The sequence below is a fragment of the Verrucosispora sp. WMMA2044 genome (assembly GCF_027497155.1).
Classification (GTDB): Bacteria; Actinomycetota; Actinomycetes; order Mycobacteriales; family Micromonosporaceae; genus Micromonospora; species Micromonospora palythoicola.
The window spans coordinates 4496420-4516088 of the sequence record NZ_CP114913.1 but is presented as its reverse complement, the minus strand read 5'-3'; the positions used below and the strand labels follow the sequence as shown (position 1 = coordinate 4516088).

17 protein-coding genes are annotated in these 19669 nt (G+C 72.8%); 7 read left to right on the top strand and 10 right to left on the bottom strand.

The annotated features are described in order from the left end of the window. Nucleotides 1-21 precede the first annotated feature (21 nt). From O3597_RS20480 to O3597_RS20460, 5 genes are read right to left on the bottom strand one after another with little or no spacing between them, the layout of a single operon-like run. Entirely contained in the window at nt 22-1332 is a 1311-nt protein-coding gene (locus O3597_RS20480; RefSeq protein WP_281602107.1) for a DUF58 domain-containing protein, read from the bottom strand. Then, nucleotides 1329-2315: a MoxR family ATPase gene (locus O3597_RS20475; protein WP_281602106.1), complete on the bottom strand. Its 987-nt coding sequence runs from the start codon at nt 2313-2315 to the stop codon at nt 1329-1331. The genes O3597_RS20480 and O3597_RS20475 overlap by 4 nt, the downstream gene beginning before the upstream one ends. Continuing rightward, nucleotides 2312-3691 carry a DUF4350 domain-containing protein gene (locus tag O3597_RS20470; protein WP_281602105.1) on the bottom strand — a complete coding sequence of 460 codons (1380 nt, stop codon included), beginning with the start codon at nt 3689-3691 and terminating at the stop codon, nt 2312-2314. Before O3597_RS20470 ends, O3597_RS20475 begins: the two co-directional genes overlap by 4 nt. Continuing rightward, the gene (locus tag O3597_RS20465; RefSeq protein WP_281602104.1) at nt 3688-4263 is read right to left on the bottom strand and encodes a DUF4129 domain-containing protein; all 576 of its coding nucleotides are present in this window, start codon (nt 4261-4263) and stop codon (nt 3688-3690) included. Before O3597_RS20465 ends, O3597_RS20470 begins: the two co-directional genes overlap by 4 nt. Beyond that, nucleotides 4260-5102 carry a hypothetical protein gene (locus tag O3597_RS20460; protein ID WP_281602103.1) on the bottom strand — a complete coding sequence of 281 codons (843 nt, stop codon included), beginning with the start codon at nt 5100-5102 and terminating at the stop codon, nt 4260-4262. Before O3597_RS20460 ends, O3597_RS20465 begins: the two co-directional genes overlap by 4 nt. 208 nt (nt 5103-5310) lie before the next feature. On the opposite strand from O3597_RS20460, the gene mtrA reads away from it, so the two are divergent. The 5 genes from mtrA to raiA all read left to right on the top strand — a co-directional run bounded on the left by mtrA (nt 5311) and on the right by raiA (nt 11182). Beyond that, on the top strand, nt 5311-6000 hold the full coding sequence (mtrA, locus tag O3597_RS20455) for an MtrAB system response regulator MtrA (protein WP_164449927.1): 690 nt from the start codon (nt 5311-5313) through the stop codon (nt 5998-6000). Between the two features lie 13 nt (nt 6001-6013). Continuing rightward, nucleotides 6014-7783 (top strand): MtrAB system histidine kinase MtrB, encoded by a 1770-nt coding sequence (mtrB, locus tag O3597_RS20450; RefSeq protein WP_281602102.1) that lies wholly within the window; start codon nt 6014-6016, stop codon nt 7781-7783. Next, nucleotides 7780-9579 (top strand): LpqB family beta-propeller domain-containing protein, encoded by a 1800-nt coding sequence (locus O3597_RS20445; protein ID WP_281602101.1) that lies wholly within the window; start codon nt 7780-7782, stop codon nt 9577-9579. Before mtrB ends, O3597_RS20445 begins: the two co-directional genes overlap by 4 nt. 41 nt (nt 9580-9620) lie before the next feature. Further along, on the top strand, nt 9621-10283 hold the full coding sequence (locus O3597_RS20440; RefSeq protein ID WP_281604599.1) for a ComF family protein: 663 nt from the start codon (nt 9621-9623) through the stop codon (nt 10281-10283). A gap of 248 nt (nt 10284-10531) precedes the next feature. Continuing rightward, entirely contained in the window at nt 10532-11182 is a 651-nt protein-coding gene (gene raiA / locus O3597_RS20435) for a ribosome-associated translation inhibitor RaiA (protein ID WP_281602100.1), read from the top strand. A gap of 87 nt (nt 11183-11269) precedes the next feature. Here the strand turns inward: raiA and O3597_RS20430 are convergent, their stop codons facing one another. Next, nucleotides 11270-12439, bottom strand: a complete 1170-nt coding sequence (locus O3597_RS20430) for a GNAT family N-acetyltransferase (RefSeq protein ID WP_281602099.1) — start codon at nt 12437-12439, stop codon at nt 11270-11272. Next, a complete protein-coding gene (locus tag O3597_RS20425; protein ID WP_164449929.1) occupies nt 12436-13581 on the bottom strand; it encodes a GNAT family N-acetyltransferase in 1146 nt (381 codons plus the stop codon). Before O3597_RS20425 ends, O3597_RS20430 begins: the two co-directional genes overlap by 4 nt. A gap of 169 nt (nt 13582-13750) precedes the next feature. On the opposite strand from O3597_RS20425, the gene secA reads away from it, so the two are divergent. Next, nucleotides 13751-16678, top strand: coding sequence for a preprotein translocase subunit SecA (secA, locus tag O3597_RS20420; protein ID WP_281602098.1), 2928 nt, complete (start codon nt 13751-13753; stop codon nt 16676-16678). A gap of 142 nt (nt 16679-16820) precedes the next feature. On the opposite strand, the gene O3597_RS20415 is transcribed toward secA, so the two are convergent. Together O3597_RS20415 and O3597_RS20410 are read right to left on the bottom strand one after the other, a co-directional pair. Further along, on the bottom strand, nt 16821-17501 hold the full coding sequence (locus O3597_RS20415) for an Rv3235 family protein (RefSeq protein WP_281602097.1): 681 nt from the start codon (nt 17499-17501) through the stop codon (nt 16821-16823). A 102-nt stretch (nt 17502-17603) separates the two neighbouring features. After that, a complete protein-coding gene (locus O3597_RS20410) occupies nt 17604-17837 on the bottom strand; it encodes a helix-turn-helix domain-containing protein (protein WP_099847443.1) in 234 nt (77 codons plus the stop codon). A 210-nt stretch (nt 17838-18047) separates the two neighbouring features. On the opposite strand from O3597_RS20410, the gene O3597_RS20405 reads away from it, so the two are divergent. Further along, nucleotides 18048-18566 carry a hypothetical protein gene (locus O3597_RS20405; RefSeq protein WP_164449931.1) on the top strand — a complete coding sequence of 173 codons (519 nt, stop codon included), beginning with the start codon at nt 18048-18050 and terminating at the stop codon, nt 18564-18566. A 26-nt stretch (nt 18567-18592) separates the two neighbouring features. On the opposite strand, the gene O3597_RS20400 is transcribed toward O3597_RS20405, so the two are convergent. Continuing rightward, on the bottom strand, nt 18593-19636 hold the full coding sequence (locus O3597_RS20400) for a hypothetical protein (RefSeq protein WP_281602096.1): 1044 nt from the start codon (nt 19634-19636) through the stop codon (nt 18593-18595). Nucleotides 19637-19669 lie beyond the last annotated feature (33 nt).

Below are 19669 nucleotides of genomic sequence, written 5' to 3'. Positions count from 1 at the left end.
GGGGGGAGGGGGAGGGAGAGGTCAGAGTTTGGCTTGGGATTTCAGGGTCAGGTAGGTGTCGGCCAGGGCGGGGGCCAGGTGAGTGGCGGGGGCGTCCACCACTGTGACGTTGTGACGGGTGAGCGCCTGGGTGAGGCGGTCGCGCTCGGCGAGCGTGCGCCAGGCGGCGGCTGCGGCGTAGGCGTCCGCCGGACGTCGCGGGGGTGCGACGGTGAGCTGGGTCAGCACCGGGTCCCGGGCGGCGGCCACCACCACCCGGTGCCGGGCGGCCAGCCGGGGCAGCACCGGCAACAGGCCCTCACCGAGCGCGCCGGGTTCCAGGGCGGTGAGCAGCACCACCAGGCTGCGCGGGCGGTGCCGCCGGAGCAACTCGCCCGCGATCAGCCGGAAATCGGTCTCCACCAGCGCGGGTTGCAGCGGGGCCAACGCATGCGCCAGCCGGCTCCACTGCCCCGGCCGTTCGGCACCACCCACCGAGGCCCGGGTCGCGGCATCCGCCGCGAGCACGTCCACCCGGTCACCCGCCCGTGCGGCCAACGCGCTGAGCAGCAGCGCCGCCTCGATCGAGGCGTCCAGCCGTGGCTCGTCGCCCACCCGTACCGCCGAGGTGCGCCCGGTGTCCAACACGCAGATCAGCCGCCGGTCCCGCTCCGGACGCCAGGTACGCACCAGCACCTCGGCCCGCCGGGCGCTGGCTCGCCAGTCGATGGAGCGCACGTCGTCGCCGGACACGTACTCCCGCAACGCGTCGAACTCGGTTCCCGGTCCGCGTCCCCGGCCGAGTTGGGTGCCGTCGATGACGCGTAGCCGCGACAGCCGTTCCGGCAGGTGCCGGCGCGAGTCGAAGCGGGGTAGCACCCGTACCGTCCACGGTGGCGTGGCGGGCCGGCCACCCCGCTGCCGGAACGCCAACCCGAGCGGCCCGAGCGAGCGGACGGTCAGGGCCACGGCGGGTCGGTCGCCCCGGCGGGTGGGGGTGAGCTGGGTGGGCAGCGCGAGCACCGCACCGGGTGCGGCCCGCACCACCCGGGTCGGCGGCACCTCCGGCCGGGCCCCGGCCGACGGCACCCAGGCGTCACGTACCCGGGCCCGCAGCGGCCGGCGGGAGCCGTTGCGCAGGTACAGAGTGACCGTGGCGGTGCCACCGAGCCGTACGGCCCGCTCACCGGTCCGTTCGGCGGTCAGCGCCCGCAGCGGCGCGGCGAGCGCGAGGTCGAGCCCGACCAGCAGCAGCACCACACCGACCATCACCGCCACCCCGACGAAGGGTGCCGGCCACCACGGCAGGGTCAGCGCCCCGGCCGCCAGCAGCGCCGCCACCCGCCAGGTCATCGCGGAGTCGGCACGGTGGCCAGCACCGTGTCCAGGACCGGGTCCACCCCGACACCCTCGAGTTCGGCCTCCGGCCGCAGGCGCAGCCGGTGTCGCAGGGTCGGTCGCGCCATCGCCTTGACGTCGTCGGGCACCACGTGATCGCGTCCGTTCAGCCAGGCCCACGCCTTCGCGGTGCCGAGCAGGGCCGTCGCACCGCGCGGCGAGGCGCCCAGCTCCAGCGCCGGGGTGGCGCGGGTGGCCCGGCACAGGTCGACGACGTAGCCGAGCAGCGGTTCGGCAACGTGCACCCGACCCACCGCCGTGCGCGCGGCGGTGAGGTCGGCCGCGTCCGCCACCGGGCGTACGCCGGCGGCGGTCAGATCCCGGGGATCGAAACCGCCGTGGTGGGCCCGGAGCACACCCAGCTCCTCGTCCCGGCTGGGCAGCGGCACGGTGAGCTTGAGCAGGAACCTGTCCAGCTGGGCCTCCGGCAGCGGGTAGGTGCCCTCGTACTCGACCGGATTCTGGGTGGCGGCGACGATGAACGGATCGGGCAGTACCCGCTGCTCGCCCTCGACGGTGACCTGCCGCTCCTCCATCACCTCCAGCAGTGCCGACTGGGTCTTCGGCGGGGTGCGGTTGATCTCGTCGGCGAGCAGCAGGTTCGTGAAGACGGGCCCCTCGCGAAAGGTGAACGCCGCGGTCCGCGCGTCGAAGACCATCGAACCGGTGACGTCGCCGGGCATCAGGTCGGGGGTGAACTGCACCCGCCGCGAGCTCAGGTCCAGCGCGGCGGCCATGGTTCGCACCAGCAGCGTCTTGGCGACCCCGGGCACCCCCTCCAGCAGCACGTGACCCCGGCAGAGCAGCGCGACGATCAGCCCGGTGACCACACCCTCCTGCCCCACGACCGCCTTGGCCACCTCGGCGCGGAGCCGGTGCAGCGCGGCCCGGCTGGGATCGGCGGCGAGCGGGTCCACGGTCGTCGCGGGTCGGGTCACCGGGGGTCTCCTTCGGATCGGGGCTTCGGCAGCCGAGGCTGGGCCGGCGGGTCGGTGACGGGCTGCGCGGGGTTGGACTCGCCGGCACGCGCCACGCGGTCCAGGTCACCGGCCAGCTCCAGCAGGTCCCGGTCGGTCTGCGGCGTGTCGCCGTAGAGCAGCTCGTGGATGGCGTCGGGCCGGTCACCGGTGCCGGCGGCGACCGTGGCGGCGAGAGTGGTCGGTGGTGCTCCGGCGGGCAGGTGCACGCGTCGGGCCAGTCGGACGAGCGTTGCGGTCCGGAGCACTCGGGCGGTGCTCTCCCGGGCGCGTGCCCGCTGGTAGAGCCGTCCCCGGCCGAGAACCGTCTCGGCGGCGGGCACGGACACCGGCAGCGGCTCCGGCGTGGGCGGGCCGAGACGCCGGGCCCGGCCGATGGCGACGAGCAGGGCCGCCAGGCCGAGTTGCAGCAGCAGCGCCCAGAACCACGCGGGGAAGGCCGACCAGAGCGGGTTGGGCTCTCCGGCGGAGCCCCGTCCGTCAGGACCGGACGCCTCACCGTCCGGACGGCCGCCCGGTGCCGTCTCGCCGTCGCCGCCGCTGGTGAGGTCCTCCTGGTCACCGCGCTCATCGAGGTCGGTGTCGCGGTCCGGCAGTGGCCGGGTCGGTGCGGGGCTGGGTTCCGGTGGCGGCGGTGCCGGGCCATCCAGGTCGAGCCAGACCACCCGGCCGGAGGTGGCGAGCAGTCCGGTGGCGAAGGCGAGGTTGTCCCATTCGTCGATCCGGCCGTTGCGGAACGGGTCGCTGGCACCCACCACCACGCTCTCGGCGGCTCCGGGCAGGCGGGCCAGGCCGCTGCCGTAGCAGAGATCGACACTGTCGGGAGGGCCGGTCGGTGCGTACCGCTGGCGGGCGACGGCGGCGGTGGCGGCGGGCGAGACCTCGGCCAGTGGGCAGGGACGGTCGACGCCGTGCGGTGACACGGCCTGGGTCGCCCACCGCCGCCCCGCCGGTCGCAGCGGCAGCCCAGCGGCGGCCAGCACCCGCCTGGGCGGGTCGACCAGCACCAGCCGGGTGCCACCGGGCAGCAGGCCCAGGTAGCTGACAGTGCGCGGGTGCAGCAGCTCGGGTGCCGGGACGAACAGCGTGGCCGGGCCGGGCCGGGTGGCCAGCAACGCCCGGAGCGTGTCGGTCTCCCGCTGCACCAGCACCCCGCGCTCGCCCAGGCTCGCGGCGAGCCGGCTGCCACCGTGGTCACCGGACGCCACCGGGGAAAGGAAGCCCCGGTCGGTCTGGTCCGGCTGGTCGATCTCCCGGGTGACCAGGGTGACGGCGATCAGCAGCACCCCCATCAGCAGCGGAAGGATGATCCGGTGGCGGCGGCCCCGTGTGCTCACCGGTCGTCATCCTTCCTGGGCGGGGCCTCGGCGAGCAGTTCTCCCAGCCGAGCGACATGGTCACGCATCCGGTGATCGTGTTCGGCGGTGGCCGGGCGTTGCGCGTACCACACCTCCGAGAAGATGCCGGCGGCGGCGGTCAGCGGCGGCCCGGCCGGTGGATGTCTGTCGGCTGCGTCGGTGACCACCTCGGCGACGGTCATGCCGGGCCGGACCTGCACCACGTGCCGGTCGGTGAGCTGGTGGAGCATGACGCGCAGCCGTTCGCGGACCGCCTCGTCGTAGCGGCCCTCGGCGGCCAGCCGGTCGGCCACCCGGGTGGTGCCGACCGGACCAGCGGGTGGCGGTGCGGCGACGGTTGCCGGCGGCGCGGGCCCCGGCTTTCCGCTACCGCCGCCGGTACGTCGGCGTCGGCGCGGCCGGGGCAGTCGGCGGGGCAGCCAGCCGGGGAAGGTGTACCAGGCCGCCGCGGTGAGCGCCGTGACCAACACCAGCAGCAGCGCGGCCAACGGCAGCGGCAGGTGGTCGCCGAGAGCGGCGATGGTCTCGGTCCACCACCGGCTGAAGCTCATTTGCCGACCGCCAGCAGTTCCGTGGTACGCGCTGCGCCGGGCGCGTGGGAGAGCCGGATGTCCAGGCCCTCGGTGCGGATCCGGGTCTCCAGGTGCAGGACCGCGTCCAGGCAGGCCAGCGCGGCGTAGGCGACCGCGTTCACGGCCGCCCAGACCAGCATCGCCATGGCACCGGTCCAGCCCTCGGTGGTCAGGCCGAGCGTGGTCAGGCCGGTGAACGTCCCCCAGCCGAGCCCGACCCGGATGATCCACCAGACGAGATAGCCCAGTACCCGCAGCGCGGCGGCCCGCCCGCCCAGCCGCACCGCGAGCGCGGCGGAGCGGTTGATCGCGCGTACCGGCGCGACCCGGTCGACCACAAGTGCCGGCGCCACCGCCCCCAGCAGGGCGAATCCGACGAACCAGGCGGGGCCGAGCAGGGACGCCAGCAGCATGAGCGCGCCGACCGCGGCACAGAGCAGGACGGTGGCGCCCCAGCGGCCACCGGAGCCCCACGCCTCGGCGACGGTGGACCGGCGACCGACCAGCGCCCGGGCGGCGGCGCGGGCGGCCGGGTTGCCGAGCAGCAGAATGATCATCGCTTCGGTCGCCGCGCCCAGGGTGAGCAGGAACCAGAAGGTGTCGAGCTCGTTCGTGTCGGACACCCACCACAGCGGCGCGGTGGCACCCACGGCGGTCCGCAGGGGCAGCAGCACGAGCTGTTCGGCGGCGGCCAGCACGGCGGCGACGGGAAGCAGGACCGGCGCCTGGCCGCGGAGCAGCAGCACCGCGGAGTCGAGCAGCTCGCCGGTGGTCAGCGGGCGGCCGGGGAGTACGACGGTCGGGCCTGTGTCGGGCACGCGTACTCCTGGGAGGCGGTGATGGTGGCGCGCTGCGGCGCACCCGGGGATCATGTTGACACGCGCGGTCGCCCTGGGTGCAGACCCGCCCCCGGGGTGGCACGTGCGGGCGGTACAACCGAGCGGTGCTGGGCACGGGCCACCTGACGGCAGTAGCGTGCGGGTGACGCCGAGCCCACCGAACTGACGGGATGGAACCATTAACCCCATGAGAGCCCGGGTACTGGTGGTCGACGACGACCCCGCGCTCGCCGAGATGCTCGGCATCGTGCTGCGCAGCGAAGGCTTCATGCCCTCGTTCGTGGCGGACGGGGAACGGGCATTGGCCGCGTTCCGTGACAGTCGGCCCGATATCGTCCTGCTTGACCTGATGCTGCCCGGAATGAGCGGTATCGACGTGGCGCGGGCGATCCGGGGCGAGTCCGGAGTGCCGATCGTGATGTTGACCGCCAAAAGCGACACGGTCGACGTCGTCCTCGGTCTGGAGTCCGGTGCCGACGACTACGTGGTCAAGCCGTTCAAGCCGAAGGAGCTGGTGGCCCGCATGCGGGCGCGGCTGCGCCGGGGCGAGGACGCCGCGCCGGAGCTGCTCACCATCGGCCCGCCCGGCAACCAGATCGCCATCGACGTGCCGGCGCACACCGTCAGCCGCAACGGCGAGGAGGTGAAGCTGACGCCGCTGGAGTTCGACCTGCTGGTCGCGCTCGCCCGCAAACCGCGTCAGGTCTTCACCCGGGAGGTGCTGCTGGAGCAGGTCTGGGGCTACCGGCACGCGGCGGACACCCGGCTGGTCAACGTGCACGTGCAGCGACTACGTGCCAAGATCGAGCCGGATCCGGAGCGACCCGAAATCATCCTCACCGTTCGCGGCGTGGGCTACAAGGCGGGTACCGGATAGCCTTGGTCGCACTGTGGCCACCTCCCCGATCCCCGATCTCGATCCGACCTCCCGCCGGCAGGGCGCCGGGTGGGAGTTGTGGCGTGGAGTGAGGGGCCGACTGGCCCGATCACTGGCGCGGCTGCGCCAGACCTGGCGCCGCTCGTTGCAGGTGCGGGTGGTGACCATCACGTTGGTGACGTCCAGCCTGCTGGTCGGGGGCTTCGCCTACCTGATCGCTGACAAGATCACGAGCATTCTGCTGGACAACGCCAAGACCGACGTCCAGTTGCGGCTGCTCAACGGCGCGGAGTACGCGGCCAAGCAGTTCAGCCTCTACAGCCAGCCCCAGGAGGCTCAGCTCCAGGAGACGATCGACGGCACGGTCAACTACCTGGCCGGTGGCGACCCCCAGCAGAACAGCGGCGTGGTGGTGGCCCTCACCGCGGACAACTGGCCCGGTGTGATCGAGCCGCGCACCTCACCGTCGGCGAACGTCCGGCCGCTGATCAGCCCCGAGCTGCGCGCCGCGGTGGCCGACGGCAACGTGGCCAACCAGATCCGTACCGGCCGGCTCACCGGGGACGCCGAGACGAAGTACCTCGTCTACGGCTCGCCGGTGCCGACCCGGTTCGGTCAGGTGGAGCTGTACTACTTCGTGCCGCTGACCCTGCAGGACACCACCGCCGCACAGGCGCGGGCCACCGTGGTGGCCACCGGAGTCGCCCTGGTGCTGCTGCTCGGCCTGCTCGCCGCGCTGGTGACCCGCCTGGTGGTGATCCCGGTACGGGTCGCCGCCCGGACCGCCCAGCGACTCTCGGCCGGCCTGCTCGACCAGCGGATGGCCGTCAACGGTGAGGACGACCTGGCGCTGCTCGCGGCCTCGTTCAACCAGATGGCCACCAACCTGCAACGGCAGATCCTGCGGCTGGAGGAGATGTCCCGACTGCAACGCCGGTTCACCTCCGACGTGTCGCACGAACTGCGGACCCCGCTGACCACGGTACGGATGGCCGCTGACCTGATCTTCGCCGAACGCGACGAGTTCGATCCGGCGGTGGCGCGCAGCGCCGAGCTGCTCCAGGCCGAGCTGGACCGCTTCGAGGAACTGCTGACCGACCTGCTGGAGATCAGCCGGTTCGACGCGGGTTTCGCGGTGCTCGACGCCGAGCCGACCGACCTGGTGCCGGTGGTCCACCGGGTGGCCGACCGGCTGACCGGGCTGGCCGAGCGGGTAGGGGTGGCCATCGAACTGAACGTCCCGGCCGCCCCGGTGATCGCCGAGATCGACCCGCGACGGGTCGAGCGGGTGCTGCGCAACCTGGTCGGCAACGCTGTCGAGCACGGCGAGGGTCGGCCGGTGCGGATCACGCTGGGCGTGGACGACACAGCCGTCGCACTGACCGTGCGTGACCACGGAGTCGGGCTCAAGCCGGGCGAGGAGAAGCTGGTCTTCAACCGGTTCTGGCGGGCCGACCCGTCGCGGGCGCGGCAGACCGGGGGGACCGGCCTGGGCCTGTCGATCAGCCTGGAGGACGCCCGACTGCACGGCGGTTGGCTGGAGGCGTGGGGCGCACCGGGACAGGGCGCCCAGTTCCGGCTCACCCTGCCGGCGCGTGCCGGTGACCGGCTGACCACCTCGCCGCTGCGGCTGGTACCGGCCGACGCCACGCTGCCGTTCGGCGGCGCGCCCGCAGGTGGACTGCTGGCCATCGGGCCGGGCCCGGCCGGCACGCTGGCCATCGGCCCGGCTCCCGACGCGTCGCCGTCGGCCGAGCAGCGGCGCGCGGAGGTGGGCTCGTGAGGCGACGGTTGCTGACCGGGGCCCTCGGTGGCGTCCTGGTGCTGGGCGTTGCCGCCGGCTGCGGAATCCCGGACCGCAGCGCGGTGCAGATCGAGCAGCGTGGGCCAGCCGCGGAGACGAACTGGTCGCTGGGCCGCGGCACCGAACCGCCGACGCGGGAGGCCAGCGGTAGCGACGCCGAGGCGTTCGTGCGCAACTTCCTGGCCGCGGCGGCCGGCGAGCCCGACCGGGCGTACGAGCGGGTCACGCGGTTCATCGCGACTTCCGAACGCGACGGGCTGCCGGACAAGCAGGGCAGCGAGGTGGCGCTGTCGGTGGTACGGCTCACCGACGATCCGGTGATCGAACCGGACGTGGACAGCATGAAGGTGACCATCAGCGTGCAGCAGGTCGGCCTGCTGCGGGCCAACGGGATGCTGGTGCCGCCGGTGGCCACCGAGTCGACGTACGAGTTCCGGCTGGTGAGCGCCGGTCCGACCGGAGAGGACGACGCCGGGTACTACGTCAGTGACCCGCCGAACGTGCTGCTGCTCAGCGACGACGCGCTGCGCCGGTACTACCAGGCGGAGGCGATCTACTTCTGGAACTCCGGCCGCACCCAGCTCGTGCCCGACCAGCGGTACCTCTCCTCGGCCGTGCCGCCGGAGCGGCGGGTGAGCGAGGTCATCCGGTGGTTGACCGCCGGCCCCTCGGACTGGCTGCGGATCGGTGTCGCCGGCCTGCCCGACCGTACCGAAATGATCAACAATGCCACCGGCTCGGACGGCCGGTGGGAGGTCAACCTCGACATGCCGGGCGCCGACGAGCAGCGACTGGAGCAGCTCGCCACCCAGTTGGCGTGGTCCCTGCGGGAGTTGCACGGAACCGTCGAGGTGAAGATCCTCAACCAGTCCCGCAAGGTCGTCGACCTCGCGGAGCAGCGCAGGCTGAATCCACTGGACCCGGTCGAGGTCAACGCCCGGCGGTACTGCGTCTACGAGGGGGCCATCCACTCGCTGACCGTGGCCGGCGAGGCCGCCGGCTCGGTGCCGCTGGCACCCGAGGTGAACCACGACATCGTCTCCGCCGGGCTGCGTCGCATCGACAACGACGTCCTGGTCGCCGTGGTGGTGGCCGGTGCGGACGGGCGGCAGCGACTGGCCGTCGGCCGCGGTGGTGGCGTGGTGGAGACCCTCACCACCGGCACCAGCAGGTACGCCGCCATGAGCCGCCCGGTCTGGATCCGCAGCGACGGTGCCCGGCCGGCCGGCCTGGTGGTGGCCGACGGCCGGCTCTACCGCTTCGACAACCAGGCGACGACACGGCAGGTCCAGCTCGGCCTGCCGGGCCGGGTCACCGCGGTGGCGGCCGCCCTGGACGGGCACCGGCTCGCGCTGATCGTCGACGGCACGCTGCACGTCGCCGCGATCAACTGGGAGGGTGGGGTGCCCACCGTGGGCCCGGCCCGGCGGTTGGTCAGCTCGCTGAGCGACGCCACCGCGGTGGACTGGTCGGCGGCGAACCTCCTGCTGGTGGCCGGCTCGGCCGGGCGTCCGGCGATCTACGACGTGAGCGTTGACGGTGCCCTGGAGACCCCGCTGCGGGAGGACACCGGCAGCCAGGTCGACCACCTCGCCGCGTACCCCGCAATCGCCGAGCGATCCCCGCTGGCCGGCTCGTTCATGTACGAGGCGAACGGGGTCGCGTACCGCAGCAACCCGTTCGACCGGATCAACCGGGACCAGGTCCAGGACGTGACCCCGCCGCCGGCGGGTGTGCGTCCGGGCAACCCGACCGCACCCGTCTTCCTGTACTGAGTGCCGTGACCGGAGGGCTCTGGGCTGACCTGGCCGACCTGGTGCTGCCCACCGAGTGCGCCGGCTGCCGGCAACGCCGACCGGCGTTGCGGCAGGGGGTCTGCCCGGACTGCGTCACCGCGCTGCGGGCGCTGCGCCCGGCTCCGGTGCGGCCGGTCCCGGCCCCGCCGGATCTGCCGCCCTGCCATGCCCTGGGCGAGTACGGCGGGCCGCTGCGGGAGACGCTGCTGGCGTACAAGGATCACGGCCGGCACGGTCTGGCCCGGCCACTCGGTGCGCTGCTCGCCGAGGTCGTCGCCGCGGCGGTCGGTGCGGTGGGCCCGGTGCTGCTGGTGCCGGTGCCGGACACCCCGACGGCGGCCCGGGCCCGCTACGGAGATCATCTCAGCCGGTTGACCCGGCACTGCGCCCGCCGGTTGCGGGCCGCGGGCTGGCCGGTGCGGGTGCACCACGCGGTACGCGCCGGACCCCGACCGGACTCGGTGACGCTGGACAGCGCCGGGCGCGCGGCGGCGGCCACGTCGGCCTTCCGGGCCCGCTCGGGCCGCGGTCCGGCGGTTGCCGGGTCGGCAGTGGTTCTGCTGGACGACATCGTCACCACCGGAGCGACCCTCGCGGCGGTCAGTCGGGTGCTGACCGTGCGCGGGCTGTCGCCGTACGGCGCGGCGGTGCTGGCCGCGACACGGAAAAGGCACCAGCAGTGACCGATCGTGTTTCCGTTTCACCCCTTCGTGTACGAGGTGTGGAAATTCTCGGGCCGGTCTTGGCGACCGGGGGTGACTGTCGGGCTAACAGGAGTTAGCGTTTGGCTGTCGGGGGTAGGAAGGCCATCCCACCCGCCCCCGGCGGTGAGAGGAGGCGTAGCCGCATTGACCGGTCGACGCCGAATGGGGCCGTCCCCCGGGCGCGACCGGATTTCCGGATCGAAGACCGTCCGAACGAGGGAGGTCACGTGGACATCGTGGTCAAGGGCCGTAACGTCGAAGTGCCGGACCATTACCGGGTGCACGTAGCAGACAAGCTTGCGAAGATCGAACGCTACGACCACAAGCTCATTCGTGTCGATGTCGAACTGTTCCACGAGCGCAATCCGCGCCAGGCCGATCACTGCCAGCGGGTGGAGATCACCTGCTATTCCCGTGGCCCGGTGATCCGGGCCGAGGCCTGCACCAGCGACTTCTACAGCGCGCTGGACTCGGCGATCGCCAAGCTCGACTCCCGGCTGCGGCGCGCGGCCGACCGGCGTCGGGTACACCGTGGCCGGCACGCGCCGCTCTCGGTCGCCGCCGCGACCGCCGGCCTGCCGGTGACCGACCTCCCCGCGCTGTCCGCCCCCGTGGAGACCAGCAGCGCCGCCGCGCAGACCAGCAGCGCCACCGCGGTGGCCGAGCGGCCCGAGGAGGAGTACGCCGACGACCAGCCGTGGCACATCGCCCGGGAGAAGGTGCACCCCGCCGAGCCGATGACCATCGACGACGCCCTGTTCCAGATGGAACTGGTGGGCCACGACTTCTATCTCTTCCAGGACAAGGAATCCGGCCGGCCGAGTGTGGTCTACCGGCGGCACGCCTACGACTACGGCATCATCTCGCTGGACATCTGACCGTCACGGCGGCCCGGGTCGGCATCACCGACCCGGGCGGCCGGCGCGGTGTCGGCCTGGGCCGCCCGCCCGCACCACCGGCCCTCGTCAGCCGATCGGATCCGTCGGTAGCAGGCCGTAGACCGTGGAGTCGACCCGGCTGCCGGCCGCGCCGGGCAGTCGGCCGCGCAGCAGCCCCTCCCGCCGGAAGCCAGCCTTGTCCAGTACCCGCTGGGAGGCGGCGTTCTCGGGCAGGGTGCCGGCCCACAACCGGGACAGGCCGACGTGGTCGAACCCCCACCGGGCGAGCAGCCGTACGGCGCGGGTGGCGTAGCCGCGTCCGCGCCATTGCGACAGCAGGCTGTAGCCGATCATCGCCTGGCCGCTGGCGGGCTGGTCGTGGTTGAGCGTGCAGTTGCCGACGAAGTCACCGGACGCACCGTCGAGGATGGTCATCGCGGCGGCGGTCCCGACCAGCCACTGCCCCTCCGCGCCAGCGCACCGCCGTTCGATCTCCTCCCGGGCTGGCGCTCCCGGGGGAACCCGGCTGGCCGCCACCTCCGGATCGCTGTGCAGGCGGTAGGTCTGCTCGGTGTCGTCCGGCCCGAGCCGGCGCAGCACGACCACCCCGTCGGTGAGCCGGCCGTCGGGCAGGTCCGGCAGTGGACGCTCCGACGGGCCGGGCGGGTCGCCGGCGAGGCGCACCCACACGGTCAGGTCCCGCCGGTCGCCGCCCCGGGCGGGCGTCGCGGAGCGGCGTACCCCCTCGGGTCGGAAACCGACGGCCAGCGCGACCCGCTGGCTGATGGCGTTCTCCGGGCGGGTGAGCAGCTCCAGGCGGGCGGTGCCGCCGGCGAAGGCGTGCTCGGACAGGGCACGGGTGGCGGCGGTGGCCACCCCTCGACCGCGCGCCCACGGTGCCACCCAGTAGCCGATCTCCGCCTGGCCCCGCTGCGGCACCGGGTTGCTCAGGCCCACGGTGCCGAGCAGCCGGTCGGTCGTCGGGTCGGCCACGGCGTAGGCGGCACCACCGCTGGCGAAGGCGGCCGGAGCACCCTGCGTGATCCACCACCGTGCGTCGGCCTCGGTGTACGGGTCGGGCAGCCCGTCGAGGAAGCGCTGGGTGAGCGGGTCGGCGCAGCCGGCCGCGACATCCTCGACGTCGTCGAGGCGGAACGGCCGTAGCCGCACCCCGTACGCCTCGATCCGCTGCTCGCTGTACTGATGATTCGCTCGCGGCTGCTCGCCCATGCCGGCCCTTCGCTGCGCTGCGCTCATGACAGGTCCTCCGCGAGCAGGGCACCGACCCAGGCGTCGACCCGGTTACCGCGGTGGTGGAGGGCTCCTCGGGCGGTGCCCTCCATCGCGAAACCGGCCTTCTCGGCGGCTCGCCGGGAGGCGACGTTGCCGACGTTGGCCCGCCATTCGATTCGGGCCAGTCCGAGGGTGGTGAAACCCCAGGCACACAGGGCCGCCAACGCCGCCGGCTGGTAACCCCGCCCCCGGGCCGGTGGCGCGGTCATGAAGCCGACGTCGGCCAGCAGCGGGTCGGTCGGTGACAGCCGCAGGTCGATCGAGCCGGCGTACCGGTCCGCGGCGTCGGTGAGGACGAAGTTGGCGCTGGTACCGGCGGCCCAGGTGCCCTGGACGAACCGCAGGAAATCCTCGGCGTCCGCGCGCGTGTACCCCTCCGGCACGGTCGTCCAGCGCAGCGTGTCCGGGTCCCGGCAGGTGGTGACGATCGCGTCGAGGTCGCGCTCCTCCATCGGGCGCAGGCTCAGCTCGTGCGTGCCGGCGGTGGCGAACAGGGTCGGTTGCGGCTGACCGAAGACGGCGGCACGACGCGCGTCCAGGGTGCCCGGACCGGCCGGGCCGACCTCGCCGGGCGCTGGTACGTCACCGGGCAGCAGAGTGCCGAACCACTCGTGGGCGCCGCCCACCGGGTCGGCGGCCCGCAGCCGCCCCTCGATCCGTACGCCGCAGCGCAGGGCGACCAGCCGGGAGGCGTGGTTGCCCACCCGTGCGCCCCAGAGCAGCCGGCGCAGCTTCAACTCGTCGAAGGACCACCGGGCGACGGCCCGCACGGCCCGCACGGCGACGCGCTGGCCACGCGCCCACGGTGCGGTCCAGTACCCGATCTCGCTGAGTTCGTGCCTGCGGTCGATGGTGTTCAGCCCGCAGGCACCGAGCACCTCGCCGCTGGCGGCGTCGCAGACCGCGAAGGCCGCCCCGGTGCCGAGTTCCCACTGACGGGCGCGGTCCGCGACGAAGCTCTGCGCATGTTCGTGCCGGTACGGGCGAGGTACGGTGGTCCAGCGTTGGATGTCCGGATCCTGGCAGGCGCGGTGCACGGCGTCGGCGTCGGACTCCCGCCACGGCCGGAGCAGCAGACCGTCCTCGGTGATCTCCACGGGCTCCACCGGGTCATCGTGCCGGATCGTTCGCGCACGGCGTAACCGGATAACCGGGACGCGAACGAGAGCGGAGAGTGTTATGTCGGTTTCACGGCGGCGGACCACCGCCACCAGTGACCATCCGCCCGATGGAACGCCTACGATGGTTCGAGACTGTCTAGGGGAGCGTTGATCCGTGTCGATTCTGGAAAAGGTCCTCCGTGCGGGCGAGGGGCGCATGGTGCGCCGCCTCAAGGCGATCGCCGCCGCCGTCAACTCGATCGAGGACGACTACGTCAACCTCACCGACGATGAGCTGCGCGACATGACCGAGCAGTTCAGGGAGCGTCTCGCCGACGGCGAGACCCTGGACGACCTGCTGCCCGAGGCGTTCGCGGTCTGCCGGGAGGCGGCGGCCCGGGTGCTCGGTCAGCGGCCGTACGACGTGCAGGTGATGGGTGGCGCGGCGTTGCATTTCGGCAACATCGCCGAGATGAAGACCGGTGAGGGCAAGACCCTGACCTCGGTGATGCCGGTCTATCTCAACGCGCTGTCCGGCAAGGGCGTGCACGTGGTCACGGTGAACGACTACCTGGCCCAGCGCGACGCCGCCTGGATGGGCCGGGTGCACGAGTTCCTCGGCCTGAGCGTCGGTGTGGTGCTGCCCAACCGTCCGGCCGCCGAGCACCGCGCGGCGTACGAGTGCGACATCACCTACGGCACGAACAACGAGTTCGGTTTCGACTACCTGCGCGACAACATGGCCTGGTCGAAGGAGGAGCTGGTCCAGCGCGGCCACAACTTCGCCGTGGTCGACGAGGTCGACTCGATCCTGATCGACGAGGCCCGTACCCCGCTGATCATCTCCGGCCCGGCCGAACACTCCGCCCGCTGGTACGGCGAGTTCGCCGCGGTGGTGGCCCGTCTCCAGGCGGGCAAGGACGGCGCGGGTGACTACGAGGTCGACTACTCCAAGCGCACCATCGCGGTCACCGAGCGGGGCGTGGCGAAGGTCGAGGACCGGCTCGGCATCGACAACCTCTACGAGTCGGTGAACACTCCGCTGGTCGGCTACCTGAACAACGCGATCAAGGCCAAGGAGCTGTACAAGCGCGACAAGGACTACATCGTCAGCGACGGCGAGGTCCTGATCGTCGACGAGTTCACCGGTCGCATCCTGCACGGTCGCCGCTACAACGAGGGCATGCACCAGGCGATCGAGGCCAAGGAGGGGGTGGAGATCAAGCAGGAGAACCAGACCCTGGCCACCATCACCCTGCAGAACTACTTCCGCCTCTACGACAAGCTCGCCGGCATGACCGGTACGGCACAGACCGAGGCGGGCGAGTTCAACAAGGTCTACAAGGTCGGCGTGGTGACCATCCCGACCCACCGGCCGATGATCCGCGAGGACCGCGCCGACGTCATCTACAAGACCGAGCAGGCCAAGTTCAACGCGGTGATCGAGGACATCGCCGAGCGGCACCAGGCAGGTCAGCCGGTGCTCGTCGGCACGGTCTCGGTGGAGAATTCCGAGATCCTGGCCCGGCTGCTGACCCGCCGGGGCATCCCGCACTCGGTGCTGAACGCGAAGTTCCACGCCCGGGAAGCGGAGATCGTCGCGCAGGCGGGTCGCAAGGGCGCGGTCACGGTGGCCACCAACATGGCCGGCCGGGGCACCGACATCCTGCTCGGCGGCAACCCCGAGTTCCTCGCGGCCAACGAGCTGCGCCAGCGTGGACTGGATCCGCTGGAGAACGCCGAGGAGTACGACAAGGCCCTCGAAGAGGTGCTGCCGAAGTGGAAGCAGGCCTGCGACGCGGAGGCCGAGGAGGTCGCCGCCGCCGGTGGGCTCTACGTGCTGGGCACCGAACGGCACGAGTCCCGGCGGATCGACAACCAGCTGCGTGGCCGGTCCGGCCGGCAGGGTGACCCGGGCGAGTCGCGGTTCTACCTGTCCCTGCAGGACGAGCTGATGAAGCGGTTCCGCTCCGGTGCGGTGGAGGCGGTCATGGACCGCTTCAACATCCCGGAGGACGTGCCCATCGAGTCGAAGATGGTCACCCGCCAGATCAAGAGTGCCCAGACCCAGATCGAGGGGCAGAACGCCGAGATCCGGAAGAACGTCCTCAAGTACGACGAGGTCATGAACAAGCAGCGCCAGGTGATCTACGCCGAGCGACTGCGCGTACTCAACGGTGAGGATCTCTCCGAACAGGTGCGCAACATGATCGACGACACCGTCGAGGCGTACGTGCGGGGGGCCACCTCGGACGGCTACGCCGAGGATTGGGATCTTGAGCAGTTGTGGTCCAGCCTCAAGCAGCTCTACCCGGTGGGCATCACCATCGAGGAGCTGGAGGAGGAGGCCGGTGGGTCGCGGGCCAGCATCGACGCCGACTTCCTGCTCGCCCGGCTGAAGGAGGACGCGAACGCCGCGTACGACCGGCGGGAGGAGCAGCTCGGCGCCGAGGGCACCCGACAGCTGGAGCGGATGGTGCTGCTCCAGGTCATCGACCGCAAGTGGCGTGAGCACCTCTACGAGATGGACTACCTCCAGGAGGGCATCACGCTGCGGGCGTACGCCCAGCGCGACCCGGTGGTCGAATACCAGCGTGAGGGCTTCGACATGTTCGCCACCATGATGGACGGCATCAAGGAGGAGACGGTCGGCTTCCTCTACAACCTCGAGGTGCAGGTCAACGAGCCGGAGCCGGAGGCCGAGGAGGTCCAGCTGCTGGACAAGCCGGTGGAGATCCGGGCCAAGGGCCTGGGTCGTGCGCCGCAGCAGCAGGGGCTTCAGTACTCCGCGCCGACCATCGACGGTGAGGCCGGCTCCGGTGGCATCGCGGTGCAGCGTGAGGAGCAGCGGGCTCCCGCGCTCGGCATCGGCCGCCCGGACCAGGCCGCCCCGGCGGCGCCGGGGCGGACGGCACCTGCCGCGCCGCAGCGTCCAGCCGGTGGCCTGCGTGGTCCGGCGGTCCCGGTCGGCAACTCCCGCCAGCCCGCACCGGGGCAGGCGACCGCCAGCAACGGACCGTCCCGCAACGCGCCGTGCCCCTGTGGCTCGGGTCGCAAGTACAAGCGCTGCCACGGTGCGCCCGGCGGCACCTCGGCCGGCTAGGGATCCGGCCCGACTCCGGAAGATCGCGCCCGATCCCGGATCGGGTGGCCACCGCCCCGCGCGGACACGGCCATCCGCTCGAGATCCGGGCGCGATCTCGTCCGGGCTCCCGTCCGTGGACGTCGGGTCGTGGGCGCGCCGGTCAGAGCACCCGCAGGTCGGTGCAGAACCAGTTGCCGCAGCGTTGCTCCAGGCGGAGCGCCATCGCCCAGCTACGACCGCCGGCACCGGTGAGCACGGCGGCGGCCTCGATTGCGGTGGGGCGAGGCTCGCAGACGCGCAGCCGGCGCAGCCGCACCCCCGGGCGCGGCGATCGCCGCCGGGTCGGAGCCCCGCGAGCGGTGGCCCGGGCGAGCTCGGGCAGCAGCACCGCGACCCGAGCCGGATCGAGTTGACGACGTAGCTGCACCGGCGGCCGGAACCCGTTGAACACCTCCAGGCAGGTGGCGACGAAGCGGTGGGCAACCCGGGTGGCCCCGGGCGTGGCCGTGGTCAGTGCCTCGGGAGGTAGCTGCCGGGCCGGCTCGCGGCCGGACCAGGCGGCACCCGGACCGGCGGGCCGCCCGGCCTCGCCCGACCACGGCATGCCCGGGTTGACCGGTCGGCTGCCGGGGCGCGCGGCCCCCTGCGGCAACTGCTGCCCCTCGGGGTTACGGCTGCGGGGCCACTGGCGGCCGGTGGCGAACAGGTCGAGTGCGAGCTGGCCGTCGGCCGGGCGGGGCCAACCGGCGGCGTCCTCGTCGACGGACGGCGGCTCGAAGGCGGGCGCCGGTCGCAGCCGCACGGGCGGGCGCGCCGGCCCGGGTCGCCGGAGGTCGGTCATCGCGGTGCCTCCAACCAGCAAAGCTTACGTTTGCCTTCGTTTGCCTTCGACAGCTTCGATTGTCGGGCACGGCAGAGCCCACGGTCAATGCCGTGGCAGCTCCTACCGCTCCTCGGGATCGCGTTCCGCCAACGGGTTCCCGCGCACCCACTCGGCGGTCTCGGCGTACTTGCGCTCGATGTACTCCTCCAGGCGGGCCCGTTCCACCCGCCACTGTCCCCGGCCGCCGATCTTGATCGCGGGCAGCTCGCCGCTGCGTACCATGTGGTAGACCTGCGAATCCGACACGTTCAGCTCGGTGGCCACGTCGGACAGCAGCAGGAACCTCGGTTCCACCGAAACTCCCCTGGTTGACGTCGTTCGCCTCAGTTTGCCACCGGCGGCCGACCGCCGACCAATCCGTCGCCCGCCCGGCGGGACACACCGGCCCGTCGCCGGAACTTCCACGGAGGCGCCACGAGGTGTATGACGGTCAGGGCGAACGGGCAGGACCGTACGCCGAACCGGCGGTGTCGCCGCCGGACGGAGCAGAGCGGGGAGACCACGGTGACCGACAAGCTTGTCCGGGTCTATGTGCCGGCGACCGTGCCGATGCTGACCAGGCTGCCGGAGCACGGCCTCGCCGCGACGCAGGCGCACGCGGTGACCCCGACGCTGCGCGAGTGGTACGCCGAAGGCGACGAGGAGGAGTTGGAGTACGTCGCCTTCACCCGCGCCGCCCAGGACGCGCTGCAACTGATCCGGCACGACCCGGCCGCGCCGCGCCGACGGGTGGTGGTCTCGGCGGACCTGCCCGCGACGGCGATCGGTCGGGGCGACGGTGAACTCGGCTCCAGCGTGGTGGAGTTGCTCGCCCCGGTGCCGGTCGCGGCCGTCGCGGCCGTGCACGTGGACGGGGTGGACGCCGCGGACGACGTGGCCGCCGCCGTCGAGGTGGTGCTGGAGGCGTTGGCCGGTGACCCGGACGCCCAGTTCACCGTCGACGGTGCCGAGGACCACGAGCTGGAGTGGTACGACCCCAGCGAACTGGAGTCGCTGCTGCGCGCCACCACCACGGAAGGCTGACCGCGGTCCGGGTCACCGGTCGTCGGCTACGCCTCGTCGTCGGCGGGAGCGCCGAGCGTGCGGCCGAAACTGACCACGGCGGTCAGCGCGCCGACGAACAGCACCCAGATGGCGTTGTCCACCCGTGACGTACCGAGTGAGGTCTGCGCGACCGCGTCCGCCTCGCTGAGCGCGGCGGCCAGGTCGATGAGCGAACGCCCACCGATCCGGATGATCACCTCGGTGAGCAGCAGCAGGAGCCCGGGCCCGGCACCCGCCACCAGGTACGCTGGCCAGCGCGGTCCAGCCGCCCCACCGTCCCGTACGGCTCGTCGCCGGGCCCAGGTGAGGTAGCCGAAGGCCAACCCCCCGGCGACGAGCCCGGCCAGCAGGGACTCGGTCCGGGAGACCCAACTGGCCGCGTCGACAAGCGACTGCTGGCTGTCGCCGGCACCGAAGAGGTTGAACAGCGGGTCCCGGGCCACGCTGAAGGCCACCACGAAGACCAGGGTGCCCAGTGCGGCGGCGGCTACGGCACCCACCACGGCACCGTCGCGGGCCCCGGCGAGCGCGCCACCGATGACGGCCGCGGCGGCCGTGGTGCCGGCGATCGTGCGGGTGGTGACGTCACCCGCGTAGGTGAGATCGATCGCGAGTGCGGCGAGCAGCCCGACCAGCAGCCCGGCGCCGATCGCCACCGCGAAGCGCAGGGTCACCCGCTCGGTCCGGCGGGCCACCGGCTCGCCGGCGGCCAGCCCGACGGCGGCCCCGGCCACCAGTGCGGCCGAGATCACGCCGGGCAGCGCGAAGGCGGACAGGCTCACCGCGGTCACCCCGGCCGTCGCCGAGCTGATCGCCTCCCGGGTCGACCAGAGCATCGCGGCCAGCCAGCCGGTCGCCAGCAACGCCAGCACCGTCGTTGCCGGTGCGGGTGCCGGGCGGCCGACGTCGTCGCCCGCGCGTGGGTCGGCGGCGTCGGAGTGCTCGCCGAGGTCCGGGTCGGTGGCCGCGGTCCGGTCGCTCGGTTCCGGATCGACGGCGTCGGACTGGTCGGGCTGAGCGGCGGTCGGCCCACCGGGCTCGTTGCTCAATCGTCTTCCCTTCGCCGCCGGGCCCGACCGGGC

Excerpts from the sequence above, each read along its gene's own strand:
- O3597_RS20415 (WP_281602097.1), bottom strand. The coding sequence starts at position 17,501 with ATGACCGACCTCCGGCGACCCGGGCCGGCGCGCCCGCCCGTGCGGCTG.
- O3597_RS20430 (WP_281602099.1), bottom strand. The coding sequence starts at position 12,439 with ATGAGCGCAGCGCAGCGAAGGGCCGGCATGGGCGAGCAGCCGCGAGCG.
- O3597_RS20480 (WP_281602107.1), bottom strand. The coding sequence starts at position 1,332 with ATGACCTGGCGGGTGGCGGCGCTGCTGGCGGCCGGGGCGCTGACCCTG.
- mtrA (WP_164449927.1), top strand. The coding sequence starts at position 5,311 with ATGAGAGCCCGGGTACTGGTGGTCGACGACGACCCCGCGCTCGCCGAG.
- O3597_RS20465 (WP_281602104.1), bottom strand. The coding sequence starts at position 4,263 with ATGAGCTTCAGCCGGTGGTGGACCGAGACCATCGCCGCTCTCGGCGAC.